The sequence below is a fragment of the Pseudomonadota bacterium genome (assembly GCA_039193195.1).
Lineage (GTDB): Bacteria > Pseudomonadota > Gammaproteobacteria > Steroidobacterales > JBCBZW01 > JBCBZW01.
Genome location: JBCCWS010000031.1, coordinates 31,110 through 44,011 on the forward strand (window position 1 = coordinate 31,110; position 12,902 = coordinate 44,011).

6 protein-coding genes (1 of these 6 only partly in view) are annotated in these 12,902 nt (G+C 67.7%); all 6 read left to right on the forward strand.

Annotated features, from left to right (window positions below; translation table 11 throughout):
- A protein-coding gene (locus tag AAGA68_19600; GenBank protein ID MEM9387273.1) for a DUF4347 domain-containing protein crosses the window boundary here: on the forward strand, positions 1 to 6,144 show its end. 23,853 nt of this gene lie to the left of the window's left edge; the window shows 6,144 of its 29,997 coding nt (coding positions 23,854-29,997); the start codon falls outside the window, past its left edge; the stop codon is at positions 6,142 to 6,144.
- Between the two features lie 64 nt (positions 6,145 to 6,208).
- The gene (locus AAGA68_19605; protein ID MEM9387274.1) at positions 6,209 to 6,520 is read left to right on the forward strand and encodes a DUF3467 domain-containing protein; all 312 of its coding nucleotides are present in this window, start codon (positions 6,209 to 6,211) and stop codon (positions 6,518 to 6,520) included.
- 35 nt (positions 6,521 to 6,555) lie between these two features.
- Positions 6,556 to 8,373, forward strand: coding sequence for an HlyD family efflux transporter periplasmic adaptor subunit (locus AAGA68_19610; GenBank protein MEM9387275.1), 1,818 nt, complete (start codon positions 6,556 to 6,558; stop codon positions 8,371 to 8,373).
- A complete protein-coding gene (locus AAGA68_19615) occupies positions 8,370 to 10,577 on the forward strand; it encodes a peptidase M50 (protein ID MEM9387276.1) in 2,208 nt (735 codons plus the stop codon). The genes AAGA68_19610 and AAGA68_19615 overlap by 4 nt, the downstream gene beginning before the upstream one ends.
- Positions 10,578 to 10,588: 11 nt before the next feature.
- On the forward strand, positions 10,589 to 12,175 hold the full coding sequence (locus tag AAGA68_19620) for a hypothetical protein (GenBank protein ID MEM9387277.1): 1,587 nt from the start codon (positions 10,589 to 10,591) through the stop codon (positions 12,173 to 12,175).
- On the forward strand, positions 12,168 to 12,887 hold the full coding sequence (locus tag AAGA68_19625; GenBank protein ID MEM9387278.1) for an efflux RND transporter periplasmic adaptor subunit: 720 nt from the start codon (positions 12,168 to 12,170) through the stop codon (positions 12,885 to 12,887). Before AAGA68_19620 ends, AAGA68_19625 begins: the two co-directional genes overlap by 8 nt.
- The last annotated feature ends 15 nt before the right edge of the window (positions 12,888 to 12,902 follow it).

Here is a 12,902-nt window from a genome sequence, read left to right on the forward strand (position 1 = left end):
GGGGCGTTCGCAGATGTCCTCATCGCCGGTGCCGGCGACGACGTGCTCCTCGGCGACAGCGCCCTGGTGGTCGGCGATGACGGCAGCGCGCAAGCCAACACGATCACCACCACGTTCATCGGCACCGGCGCTATGGATCAGTTGTTCGGCGATGAAGGGGTAGACCTGCTGATCGGTGCCGATGACGCCGACGAACTCGTCGGCGGTTCGCAAGACGACGTGCTCCTTGGTGACCACGGCCTGATCGTGCGCGATGCCGCCGCACGGGTGCTCGAGGTACGCAGCACCGAAACGCTCACCGGTGCCGACGATCTGCTCCTGGGCGATGCCGGGGATGATCTGCTCATCGGCGGCTTCGGCGCCGACTCGCTTTCCGGCGCGCTCGGCAACGATACGCTGGTCGGGGACGCAGGCCTCGCCCTGTTCAGCGGTGTCAACGTGCGCCTGCGCGTCGAGACCGTCGATCCGGCCATCGGCGGGGCAGACGTACTCGACGGCGAGGACGGCGACGATGCCCTCTTCGGCGGGGCGGATAGCGACACGCTCACCGGCGGCAACGGCCGCGACATCCTGATCGGCGACGCAGGCCTCATCGTTGGCGCCGACGGCAGTGACGCTGCGAATGACATCTTCACCGATGCGGTCGGCACGGGCGGTGCGGACATGCTGTTCGGCAACGGCGGCAACGACGTGCTCCTCGGCGGTGACGCTGCGGATCTCCTCGACGCGGGTGCTGGCGACGACGTGTTGGCGGGCGATCACGCCGTCCTCGTGCGCAACGCCCAGGAAGCACTGATCACTCTCGATAGCCTCGAGGTTGCGAGCGGCAGCGGCGATGTGCTCACCGGGGGCAGCGGTAACGATGCGCTTGTTGGCGGTGCCGGCGACGACGAGCTGACGGCGGATCAGGGGGAGGATATCCTCCTGGGTGATGCTGGCCGCATCACCTACGACGGCCTGGGCACGGTGCTGCGGGTGGAGAGCCTGGAGGCGGCGACCGGGGGCACGGACACGCTCGACGGCGGCGAGGACGACGACATTCTCATCGGCGGTGCTGCTGGAGATCTGCTCAGGGCCGGCGCTGGCAACGACGTCGCCTTCGGTGACGCTGGCATCGTAGTGGGCGCTGACGGCAGCGGTCTGGCCGACGACGCGTTTACGGCCTTCACCGGCACCGGCGGCGATGATGTGCTGCTAGGCGATGCGGGCGCGGATCTGCTGTTCGGCGGCGATGGTGTCGACGATATTGCGGGCGGCACAGAGGACGATGTCCTGGTGGGCGATCACGGTGCTGTAACGCGTGGCGCTGATCTCGCGATCACCGACGTGACGAGCAGCGACACTGCCGCGGGCGCAGACGACACGCTGCGCGGTGAGGACGGCGATGACGTTCTGTTGGGCGGCGCAGGCGCTGACTTCCTGTCCGGCGGCCTTGGCGCGGACACGCTGGCGGGCGATAACGTCGTTGTACTGCTCAACGGCACCAGCCTGCGGGTTCGGGTGGAAAGCCTAGATGCGGGCATCGGTGGCGACGACACGCTCGACGGTGACGCAGGTGACGACGTGCTGCTCGGCGGTGCCGGGAGCGATACGCTTTCCGCTGGCAGTGGCGTCGACGTCCTCCTGGGTGATGCCGGCCGCATCACCTACGACGGCCTGGGCACGGTGTTGCGGGTGGAAAGTCTGGCGGCGGCGACCGGCGGTATGGACACGCTGGATGGCGGCGAGGATGACGACATCCTGCTCGGCGGCGCCGATGCGGACGTGCTCATGGCCGGCGCGGGCGATGACATCGTCTTCGGTGATGCGGGCACGGTGGTGGGCGCCGACGGCAGCGAGCTTGCCGATGATGCGTTTACGAGTTTCCTCGGTACGGGCGGGGACGACATCCTGTTCGGCGATGCAGGGGCGGACCTGCTGTTCGGCGGCGATGGTGCGGACGACATCACGGCCGGCACCGAGGGCGATGTCCTGCTGGGCGATCACGGTGTCGTCACGCGAGACGACAACCGGATTCTCCTGCAAGTCACGAGCACGGATACCGGCTCGGGCGGCGCGGACACCCTGCACGGTGAAGCGGGCGATGACCTGGTGATCGGCGGTGCCGATGCCGACTTCCTGTCCGGCTCCCTCGGCGACGATATCCTGCTCGGCGACAGCGGCACGGTGCTGGCGAATGGCATCAGCCTGCGCCTTCGAGTCGAGAGCGTGGATGCTGCCACGGGCGACGCCGACACGCTGGAGAGTGGCGAGGGCGACGACATCCTGCTCGGCGGAGCGGCCGCCGATGTGATCCGGGCGGGCGCCGGTGATGACATCGTGTTCGGCGATGCCGGCACGGTAGTGGGTGCAGACGGCAGCGATCTTGCCGACGACGTCTTCACAAGCTTCGTAGGTACGGGCGACGATGACGTCTTGTTCGGCGATGCCGGGGCAGACCTGCTGTTCGGCGGTGACGGCGCGGACGACATCACGGGGGGCACCGAGGGCGACGTGCTGCTGGGCGACCACGGCGCGGTGACGCGCGGTGGCGATCTTGCCATCGAGGCGGTGACGAGCGCAGACACCGCTGCCGGCGGTGCCGATGCGCTGCGCGGGGAGGACGGCGACGATGTGCTGCTTGGCGGTGCCGCGGCCGATTACCTATCGGGTGCGCTCGGCGACGACACCTTGCTCGGCGATAGTGGCACGGTGCTGCTCAACGGCACGAGCCTGCGCATCCGCGTCGAGACTCTGGATGCGGCCGTTGGCGGTGACGACACGCTGGAAGGCGATGCGGGCGACGACGTTCTCATGGGCGGCACCGGTGGCGACACGATCGGCGGCGGCGCGGGAGACGATGTCGCGCTCGGTGACGCGGGCGTAATCCACTTCGAGGATGGTTCGACGCAGGCCAATGCCATCCTCACATCCCTCGCGGCGGTGGGCACCGGAGGTGACGATGCGATCACCGGTGACCAGGGTGCGGACATCCTGCTCGGCGGAGACGGCGCCGACACCCTCGATGGTGGCACCGAAGGCGATGTCCTGGTGGGCGATCACGCCGATGTCGAGCGCGATGACATGCTCGTCGTCACTTCTGTGGCAACGGGCGAGGGTGGCGACGACGAGATCACCGGCGATGCGGGCGAGGATCTGCTCATCGGCGGGGCGGGCAATGACACGCTGAGCGGCGGCTTTGACGGGGACTTCCTGCTCGGAGACGCGGCCCTCGTCATTCGCGACGGCAGCCTGGCGCGTCACGAGACCATCGATGTGACCGTCGGCGGTGATGATCTTCTGATCGGCGATGGCGGCGACGATTACCTTATCGGTTCGATAGGTAACGACCGCCTGTACGGAGGCATGCTCGCCGGGGTAGTCACGGGAAGCGATCGAGACGTGTTATTCGGCGATATCGCCACCGTGGAGACGACCGATGGCCGGGCCGACGTGCTAAGCACCCGCGAGCCCGCCCTCGGCGGTGACGATGAGATCAACGGCAATGAGGGTGCCGATCTGATCTTCGGCGGCTTCGGGCAGGACCTCATCAGCGGGGATGAGGGTGACGATGTCATCCTCGGCGACAATGGCGCAATCGAACTCGCGGGCGCCGCGGCCACGCGGGTGGTCACCAGCGATGCCGATGGCACGACCGGCGCGAGCGATACGATCAGCGCGGGCGAGGGCGATGACATCGTGTTGGCGGGCATGGGCGGCGACACGATCGATGTGGCCGGTGGCGATGACCTGGTGATTGCGGACAACGGTGAGGTGCGGCGTGACGCCGCTGGCGTGCTGCTCGCCGTCGACGCCACCCACCTCGACCAGGGCGGCGGCGATACGGTGATAGCAAACGATGGGCGCCTGACCGCGATCCTAGGCTTCGGCAATGACACGCTCAACGCGATCGATGGCACCCACACGGTCTTCGGCGACTTCGGTCGCCTCACCTACACCAACGGCGTGCTCACCGAGGCACGCTCCTTCGATACGGCCGAGAGTTCGGCCGGGGCGGACACGATCAATGTGGGCCAGTCGAACTCGATCATCGTCGGTGGTGCCTTCGGCGATTTGATCACCCAGGACGGCGGTGAATCACTCATCCTGGGCGATAGCGGAATGGTGACCTGGGACGAGGCTGGGGTGCTCATCCGTATCGTCACCGACGAGGACCTTGCCGGCGCGGCTGATCGGGTGGATCTGCGCGATGGGTCCGGCGTAACCCTGCTTGGTGAAGGGGCGGATATCCTGACCGCTGGCGACGGTGAGCGTGTGGTCATCGGCGACGGCGGTGAGATCGACTATGCGGACGGCATCATCGTGCGCATCGCGTCTACCGACACGGACGAGGGGAGCGGTGGCGCGGATAGCGTGAGCCTCGGCGACGGTGATGCGGTCGTGGTCGGTGGCGTGGCCGGTGATCGGCTCACCCAGGGCGATGGCGACGCCATCATCCTCGGCGATGGCGGCTTCATGCAGTTTAACACCCTGGGCGAGCTGTCCTCCATCAACACGGCCGCCACGCAGCCCGGTGGTGATGACGAGGCGATCGTCGGTGACGGCAACCACGTGATCCTGCTCGGCCTGGGTGAGGACTCGGCCACCGCGGGCGATGGCATCAACCTCGTGGTCGGCGACAACGCGGCCGTGGAATTCAACAACGGCATCGTCAGCTTCGTGCTGACTACCGATTTGTTCGACGACCGAGGCGGCGTCGACCGGCTAATCGTGGGCGATGGTGAGAGCATCGTCTTCGGGGGTGTCGCGGGCGATGTGATCGAGGCAGGCAACGGCAGCCACGTGCTCTTTGGCGACGGCGGCGAGGCATCGTTCATCGCCGATCCGCAGCCCGGCGGGGACGGCGAACTGCAGCTCAACGCGCTGGCCAATTTCCAGGTGGGGATTCTCGCCTTCGGCAGCAGCGAGCGCTCCGTGCCTGGCCTTGGGGGTGACGATGCGATCACCGCTGGTGATGGTGGCAGCGTACTCATCGGCGGTGCGGGCAACGACACGCTGACCTCCGGCGCCGGCAGCGACATCGTGATCGGCGATGGTGCGCAGGCACAGTTTGTCGACGGCGCGACGGGCGAGCTACGCACCACGGACACGGATGAGCGCTGGGCTGGCGACGACACGATCGTCACGGGCGCGGGCGACGACGCGGTGGCGGGCGGCCTCGGCAGTGACACGATCGACGTGGGCACCGGTCGCGATGCGGTGGTTGGCGACGAGGGCGAGTTCTTCTTCGTGGCCGATGAGGAAGGTGACCCTCGCACCCTGGACATCGTGCGCAGCGGTAACCCACTGCTCGGCGGTGATGACACTATGGTCAGTACTGCCGGAGACGATATCTTCATCGGCGGTGCCGGCGCTGATACGGCCAGCACCGGCGAGGGCGACGACACGCTTATCGGCGATGGCGGTCAGGTGACACGCCTCGGCGAGCGCTTCGTGGCGGAGACGATCGATCCCCTGACAGGGGGCGATGACTCCCTTGACTCCGGCGCTGGCCAGGACATCTTGATCGGTGGGTTCGGCAGCGACTTCTTCGTGGGCGAACTCGGCACCGACATCATCATCGGCGAGTACGCGCGCTTTATCGGCACCAATCAGCTGGGTGATTCTCTGGTCACCCTCGCCCCGGATGTCCTCGATCTGGCCTCCAACCAGATCCTCACGCTCTACGACTCGCTCTTCGGCGAGCTGGATGAGGTACAGGTGCGAACCACCGTGGCCGTCGAGGACCTCATTGTGGCCGTGAAGCAGCCTCAGGCGCCGGACGGGGCGCCCCAGGGAGCGATTCAGGTAGCTGAGGAGACCAGTCTGCTCAAGCGCCTGACGGGCCAGAGCGGTTCGAGCAATGCTCCGCCCTCGCCGCCTGCGCCACCACCCGATACGCCGGCCGATACCGACGGATTACCGCAGGCGCCTGGTGTCCCGGAAGCGGCACCGGCACCGGCGGGCGCCAACCCGGCCCTAGGCGACGGGCGCGACGGTGGGGGGGCGCACTTCGAAGAGCACGATCGGTCTGCCTCGGTAGCCTTCTGGGAGCAACCCGTGGATACGCGAGGCGCGGGTGCCGCGGCTGTGATCGGCGCCGTGGCGTGGCGCGTTCGCGAGCGCGCTCCCCGCAAGGCCGGTGAGCCGATAAACTGGGCTTGAGCGGTGTCGTGGGGCGAGCGAAGTCGCCCTAGCTTTACCTAGTAACCACTGAAGGAAGAATTAAGTGTCATCGAAGGAACCGACTGCCAAGCCCAGCCTCGAGGGTCGTACGATCAAGTGGGATGATGGCGACATGGAGACCTCCTACGCCAACATCTGCAACATCTCGAGCACGCGCGAGGAGATCACCCTGCTGTTCGGCACCAACCTGACCTGGCAGCCGTCGCAGAAGGAAGTCACGGTGCAGCTGTCCAATCGCATCGTCATGAATCCCTACGTGGCCAAGCGCCTGCTGCTCATGCTCGATGCGACGATCAAGAACTTCGAGGCCACCGTCGGCGAGTTGAAGATCGAGACGAAGCCGGCCAAGGGATGATCGAAGGGGCTCCCCCAGGGCCCCCGTAAACCTCTATGGATTCGCTTCCGCCGGATGAGCCTCGCTGGCGCGCCCTCGGTAACGCCACAGACATGCCTGGCGCCGCGTCCGCGTGGCTCGCCCTTCAGAGCGATCACCTCGGCGATGTCATCGACGCGGTCGTCGTCATCCGTGAGGCGGACGGCATGCTCACACGCGTCGCCTCCGTGCCCGAGCGCGGCAGCACGCCGCAAGCGCTGCGTGACCTGCTCGAACGTGCCGTCGCCGAGCGAGCCGGGCAGGTGAACGCGGGCGGCGAGTGCACCGATGCCGCCGCCCCCTTGCTCTGGGCGGGCGAGCTGATCGGAGCGGTGGCCTTCCGCCTGCGCAGGCGGGGCGAGGCATCGCACTCGCTCGTACGTGAGCTGCGCTGGGGCAGCGGTTGGCTGCTGGCGCGGCTGGTGCAGCTGTCGGCGGACGGGTATCGCCGGCGAAGCGAAGAGGCCGCCGAGGTCGCTGAGACGCTCGCCGCCGTGCATGCCGCGGACTCGATGAGCGATAGCGCTCGCTCGCTGGCGACGCGCCTCGCAGCACGTCTGCGCTGTGATCGGGTGTCCGTAGGGCGTTACCTGCGCGGCCGTTCCCGCCTGCAGGTGGTGTCTCACATGGCGATCGAACCGAAGCGCATGAACCTCGTGCGCAGCATTGAGCAATTGATGGACGAGACCATCGATCAGGGCACGAGTGTGCTGGCGCCCGCGGCCATCGAAGAAGTCCCGCCGCTGATTCGCCGCGAGCACCAGCGGCATCTGCGCGAACACGATGTGGATACCGCCCTGACCGTCGTGTTGCCGAACGGCGCGGGCGATGAGCCGCCCTGGGGTGCGCTCTGCCTGGAGCGAGGGGCGGATACCCCGTTCACCCCTGAGGAGAGCGAGGCCGTAGAGAGGATCGCGCTCCTCAGCGGACCGGTGCTGGCAGTGCGGGAACGTGACGAGCGCTGGATCGGCAGCAAGCTCGGGGCAGCCTGTGTGCATCAGCTGCAGCGGCTCATCGGACCTGGCCATCTCGGCCTCAAGGCCAGCATGCTCATGCTTACGATGTTGATCGCTGCCGCCTGGTGGGTGCGCGGAGACTTCCGCGTGACCGCTGACGCCCGGCTGCAGGGGCAAATCACCCGCACGGTGGCGGCGCCGATCGACGGCTTCCTGCGTGAGGCGCCGGTGCGTGCGGGCGATCGTGTCAATCGCGGCGATCTCCTCGGCCAGTTAGACGAGCGCGATCTGCGCCTCGAGCGCCTCGCGCAGACAAGCCGCCGTTCCCAGCTGGCCCTGCAACTGCAGGACGCCCAGGCGCGTGGTGAGCGCGCGGAGGCGAGCGTGCTTGCGGCGCAGATAGAACAGGTGGAAGCGGAGGTCGCCTTGCTCGATGAGCAGATATCGCGTATGCGCATCGCGGCCCCCTTCGATGGCCTGGTGATCAGCGGTGACCTAACGCAGTCGCTCGGTGCGTCGGTCGCCCGGGGGCAGGTGCTGTTCGAGATCACTCCCCTGGAAGGCTATCGGGTGCAGATCGACGTTGACGACAAGGACATCGAGCACCTGGCGATCGGTCAGCAGGGGGAGCTCGTGCTCGCCTCCCTGCCCAATCAGCGCTTCGATATTGAAGTGGTAAGGCTTACCCCGTCGTCCAAGGCGCAGGACGGGCGCAACGTCTTTACGGTCGAGGCACAGGTGACAGCGAACGACGAACGCCTTCGCCCGGGAATGGCGGGAATAGCTAAAGTGTCGATCGGCGAGCGCAGGGTGGTGTGGCTGTGGAGCCGCACCTTCATCGATTGGCTCGCCCTCACCTACTGGCGTCTGGCCCCATGATCACCGACGGCACACGGGGGGCCGTCGCCGGCCGCGGTGCTCTGCCGGCAGGTGATCCCACCACCACGCTCACCGCGGCGTGGCACGCCGCGGCGGGCCTGCGACCGCGCCTGCGCGAGCACGTCGAGATCCATCGTCACCGCTATCGCGGTGAGCGTTGGTACGTGCTCCAGGATCACGCGAGCGGGAAGTTCTCCCGCTTTACCGCGCCGGCCTACTACCTCATCGCCCTGATGGATGGCGAGCGCACGCTGGCGGAGATCTGGGAGGAGGCTCGCGAGGCCTTTGGCGAGGAAGCGCCGACCCAGGAGCAACTGATGAGTCTGCTGACGCAGTTGCACGGCAGCGATGTCTTGCTCACCGACGAAGTGCCCGATGCCGGGGAGTTGGCGCGTCGTAGCGGACGCCTCCTGCGCCAGCAGCGCCTCGCCCGCTTTCGCACGCCGCTTGCGATTCGCGTGCCGCTGATCGATCCGGAACGGCTGCTCACGCGCCTGGCTGGCGTCGCACGCTGGTTGTTCTCCTGGCCGGGCCTGTGCCTGTGGCTGGCCGTAGTGTTGTCGGCTGCGCTGCAGGTAGGTGTGCGCTGGGATGCGCTCACCGGCAACCTGGCAGACCGCGTGCTCAGCCCCAGCAACCTGATCATGCTGCTGTTCGTCTTCCCCGTGGTGAAGGTGCTGCACGAGATCGGCCACGGGCTGGCGGTGAAGCGCTGGGGTGGGGAAGTGCACGAGATGGGGGTGATGTTGCTGGTGTTCGTGCCGGTGCCCTACGTCGATGCCTCGGCGAGTTCCGCCCTGCGCAGCCGCTGGCAGCGCATGGTGGTGGGGGCGGCGGGGATGATCGTCGAGGTGTTCATCGCCGCCGTGGCCTTTCACTTGTGGGTGCAGGCGGAGGAGGGGGTAGTGCGTGCCATCGCCTTCAACGTGATGTTCATCGCCGGGGTATCCACCGTGCTGTTCAACGGCAATCCCCTGCTGCGCTTCGACGGCTACTACATCCTCATGGACGCGCTGGAGATCCCCAACCTCGGCTCGCGCGCCAACCGCCAGATCGGCTATCTCGTGCGCCGCCACTTCCTGCGCCAGGAGGGCGTACGCCCGGTCACTCGCGATGCGGGGGAGGGTGTCTGGCTGGTGACCTACGGTGTGCTGGCCTTCGCCTACCGACTGTTTGTCATGACCATGATCGTCCTGTTCATCGCCGGGCAGTACTTTATGTTCGGTGTGTTGCTGGCGCTGTGGGTGCTGGCCAACGCTCTGGTGCTGCCGATGCTCAAACACACCTCGACCCTGCTCTTCGACCCCTCGCTGATCGGTCAGCGGGGCGCTGCCATCGGCCGTACCGGCGTGGCGATGCTGATCGTCTGTGCAGCGGTACTGGTGGTGCCTCTGCCGGAGCATACGACGGCGCAAGGGGTGGTGCTGCCGCCGGACGAGGCCGTGCTCTACGCCACCGGCGGTGGCGTGGTGGATGAGGTGATCGCCGAGGTGGCGAGCACCGTAGGGGAAGGGGATGTGCTGCTCCGTCTGAGTGATCCCGTGTTGGAAGCGCAGGTGCGCGCCTACGAGGCTGAGGTGCGTGAAGCGCAGGCGCGCCTGCTCGCGGCCCGGGCGAGTGACCGGGTGCTCGCCGCCTCGGTCACCGAACGGCTGGAGCTCGCCCGATCGCGGCTTGACGACGCGCGCACCCGCCTGGCGGGCCTGACGATCCGAGCGCATCGTGGGGGACGCTTCCTACTGGCCCAGGCGCCGTCGGATATGCCTGGCAGCTACGTGCAGCGGGGAGATGCATTGGGCTGGATCCTCACCAGGCCGCCCCGGCGGGTGCGTGCTGCCGTGCCCATGGAGCGCGCGGACCGCGTCAGCAATGACTCCCGATCGGTAGAGGTCCTCATTACCTCGAAGCGCTCGACACCTCAGGTAGGCACACTGATTCGTGAGGTACCCGCAGCCACCTTCCAGTTGCCGGCGGCGGCCCTCGGCCGCGAGGGCGGAGGACCCTTCGCGCTGGATCCAACTGCCCAGCAGCCCGGCACCACCGTGCAGCCCCTGTTCGAGATCGATGTGGACCTGAGCGAACCGGTCGCCTACGAGCGCCTCGGGCAGCGGGCCTACCTGAAGTTCCGCCATCCCTGGAGTCCGTTGATCCAGCGCTGGTCGCGTCAGCTGCGTCAGCTGTTCCTGCGCCGCTTCGATCTGTGAGTGCGCCGGTGATGTTCACCTCGCTGCTGCCGCCCCTGCCGTCCAGGCGACTGCCTGAGATCGTCGGTATCGACGGCTGGATAGCGCAGACCGCGCTGGCCCTGCGCCTGGATCTGCTGCAGGCCCGAATGGCGTGGTCGCATCGCCCACCGCCCGCGCTGGCGCGTGCGGCAGAAGTATTCGCCATGGCAAGCGATCAGGGGGTCGACCCCCGGCGGGGTATGCACCTAGCACATCTGTTCGCTGGTGGATTGGTCGAGTCGCGTAGCGCCGAGGAACGCGATGCGCTTCTCGCGGCCACGCTGGCGGCAGCGAGCGTCAACGGTGAGCCCGTCCACCTTGCGTGGCCCTCGTCCGCTGGCGAGGAAGCGGACATCGAGCGCGTATGCGCGTTGGCCGGGCTCGAGGGACGGTGGGCACTCGTCGGCCCGCAGACGACGAAGGTGCAGCGCGCCTCCGTGCTCGTGGGCACGCCGGAGGCCCTGGCACTGCTGGCCATGCGCGGTGGCGACCAGGAGCGCGCGCGCTTGTCGAGGACGCGTCTGATCGCCGCGGATGCGGACGGTCCCTACCTGAATCAGGGCCTGCGGCGCGTGTTGCTGCAGGCGGTGGTCGATCGGCCTGAACTGCTGCGGCGAGTCCACGACGCCGTGACCGTCGCCAGCGCCTTGTCCGCCCCTGCGCACTACCAGTGCACCCCACAGGCTGTGGTGCTGACCGGTGCGGGCCGGGCCCGCCTCAGCGCCTTGGCGCACGCGCTGGACCGCTGGTGGGCGGGGCCGAATCGTCGCGAAGAGTTGATCTGCCTGGCCCTGAGCGCTCGGGAACTGCTGAGCGAGGACCAGCACTACGGGGTGGATGGCGGAAGGGTGGTCGTCGACGCGGCCCGTCTACCCGGACAACTCCCCCAGCGCGCGGGCGATATCGATCTCGCCCTGATCCTGCAGCGTTGGCATCGCCTGCCCCCGCCGCCGATGCGCGTCAACGCCCGGGAGACCACGCTGCTGGAGGCGGCTCGGCGCTACGGCGCGATGTGCGGCACCGTGCGTCCGGGTAGCCGTGCGGTCGCCTCCGCCCGACGGCTGCTGGGACTTGGTATCGCCGATGCCTCGGCGGGTGTCGCCCTGCGTCCGTGCCACGAGATCTTCGACAGCCGTGTCCGGATGGTGGCGTGGGTGCGCGCGAACGCCGGCGGGCGCGCCGTGCTCGTCGACGACGAGGAGGATCGGGCCGCGTTCGAGGCGCAGGGCGGTGCGGACGGCGTGCGAATGACCACCACCCAGGCGCTGCTTCGCGGCGAACTGCCGGCCACGCCGGTACTATGGGTGGCGGGGCCATCCGCGGCGGGCGAGCGCCGAATCCTCCGCGCGACGCTCAGCCATCGAGGCTACGATACGCAGGACGTGCTGTGTCGTGAGCATCGGGTGGTCGAGCAGCATCTGGAGGTCGAGCAACGGCCGCCCTCGGCACGGGCCCTGACTCGCGCGATGCGGTGTCAGGAGCGTCTGGCAGGCGCTTCCCGCCTGGCGCTGTTTCGCAACTCCATTACGGGCAAAGACCGCTATGCGTTCATCGGAGAGGACCCTGGTATTGCTTAGGGCGAGAGTCACGGGACTGGGGCTGTGCTTCGCCCTGGCGGCGTGCGGCGTGGAGGCAGCTGGGTTTGATTGCCTGCTGCAACCGAGCCGAACGGTAGAGCTAGGTACCAGTGTGAACGGCGTCATCGCCGAGTACTTCGTCGATCGCGGCGATCGCGTGCGCTCGGGCGATCCCGTGGCGCAGCTGGAGGCAAGCTCCCAGCAGGCGGCGGTGGAGCTGGCACGTGCGCGGGCCGAGTTCGGCAAACGCAAGGTGGCGCGCAACCAGGATCTCTACCGCGACGATCTCCTGTCGATTCACGATAAGGACGAGGTGGAAACCGAGAGCCTGATCGCCGAACTCGAACTCAACCAGGCAAGCGTGGAGCTCTCCCTGCGAACGATCCGCAGTCCCGTCGACGGGGTGGTGATGGAGCGTCAGCTGGACGCGGGGGAGCTGGTCCGCGACGGGGTGATCGCGACGCTGGCGCGGGTCAATCCCCTGCATGTGGAGGTCGTGGTGCCCGTGGCCTACATCGGTCAGGTGGCGGTTGGCGAGAAGGCCATGGTGCGACCCGAGGCCCCTGTGGGCGGTGAGTACGAGGCAACCGTGACCGTGGTCGACTCCGTCGTAGACGCGGCCAGTGGTACCTTCGGCGTGCGCCTGCGCCTGCCGAACAACGGGGCAAAGGTGCCGGCCGGTATTCGCTGCCAGGTGGCATTCGCTGACTAAGCCCCCACACCCTGA

Coding starts and splice junctions, on each gene's coding strand:
- AAGA68_19610 (MEM9387275.1), top strand. CDS start 6,556: ATGGATTCGCTTCCGCCGGATGAGCCTCGCTGGCGCGCCCTCGGTAAC.
- AAGA68_19615 (MEM9387276.1), top strand. CDS start 8,370: ATGATCACCGACGGCACACGGGGGGCCGTCGCCGGCCGCGGTGCTCTG.
- AAGA68_19620 (MEM9387277.1), top strand. CDS start 10,589: ATGTTCACCTCGCTGCTGCCGCCCCTGCCGTCCAGGCGACTGCCTGAG.